This window comes from Telluria sp. Soil_C_11, assembly GCF_057657395.1.
The window spans coordinates 1-1,291 of the sequence record NZ_JBDGIN010000049.1 but is presented as its reverse complement, the minus strand read 5'-3'; the positions used below and the strand labels follow the sequence as shown (position 1 = coordinate 1,291).

The following is a 1,291-nucleotide window of genomic DNA, read 5'->3' as shown; positions in this document are numbered from 1 at the left end:
GGGTGACAGGTTGAGGCTTGATGGTCTTCGTCGGCGTGGCGGTAGCGTCGCGTCACTGACGGCGGAAGTGAACAGCGAAGCACGGATCATGCTCAGGCTTTCCCAGAGCGTATGCGCCATGCACTGGGCTTGCCGGTACAAGACAGTGAGCAGGTAGGCGATCAAGGCGGTAACAAGTTGGAGCCGGACGGCGTTGCTGCTGCGCCCGAAAAAACTCTTGATCTTCAAATGCTGTTTGATCCACTTGAAGAATAATTCGATCTCCCAGCGCTCTTTGTAACGCTGCGCGATTTCGGATGCAGGACTGTCCAGATCGTTCGTTGCCAGGACAAGATCGGTTGCCTTGTCTGGCCGGGAGATGGTGACGCGTCGCAGCGGCTTGTCATAGTGATTGATCCGTTTGCCGCTAGGGCGCCTGCGCTTGAAGCGGACGATCTCGTCACGTACCACCAGGCCCTGTTCTGCCAGTGGAATCACGCGCTCTTCTTGCCCGACCAAGGCGGCATTGTTTTTGAATCTGGTGACGAAACAGGCGCCCGTGTCATCGATTCTCTTCCACCAGTTGTAGTTGCAGTAGCCCTTGTCGAACACGTAAAGCGCACCAGGTTCCAGTGGGACGAACGCGGCCTGGTCGACATCGTTGATGTTGGCCGCGCTGAAGCTATACCACTGTGGTGCTTTGGCCGACAGATCCAACAAGACATGCAGCTTGATGCCTTGGGTATTTCGCGTACGGTCGGCGAGCGTCCAACGGTCAAACTGCTGGCCTTTGAGCGTGAACGAGGTGGAATCGAGAAGGCACGTCAGCGCCTTCGCCTGGCGGTGTGCCTTTCGATGCGCCTGGCCGATGAGCCAAGCGGCCATCTCGTCAAAAACAACACTTGAGCGCCTTTCGTTTGCATCCGCCAAGGTCGTGCGGTGAATAACGCCGGCCTGTAGCGCAGCATGATCTCGCACATGGCTATTAAAGCTCAACTCAAGAACACGCAAGCTGCTGGCACCGCTGAGCTGGGCATAGACCAGCGCCACCAGATGCTTCCAGCAGGTGAAGTGCTTGCAGTATTTGTCGGCATGGTGCCTGAGCACGGCCCGATCAAATTCTTTACGTGGCAGCCCCTTTAAGACGGCGCCAAAAGTGAGTATTCTGGACATGGGTTGCAGGTTTTGGTCAGTGAGCCTAGGAACTCGGGACATACACATGTACGCCCCAAAACCATTACCCGCAACCTCATCAGCTACTTACTTCTCTTCAGTAGCTGCTCTTCCTTAATTATCCCGGACAGCAGTGCGC

1 protein-coding gene is annotated in these 1,291 nt (G+C 56.1%); it reads right to left on the bottom strand.

Annotation, left to right across the window (positions count from 1 at the left end; translation table 11 throughout):
- Positions 1-1,152, bottom strand: a 1,152-nt coding sequence (locus tag AC3A6M_RS24800; RefSeq protein ID WP_487855352.1) for an IS4 family transposase, incomplete at its 3' end; no start/stop codon positions are given.
- Positions 1,153-1,291 lie beyond the last annotated feature (139 nt).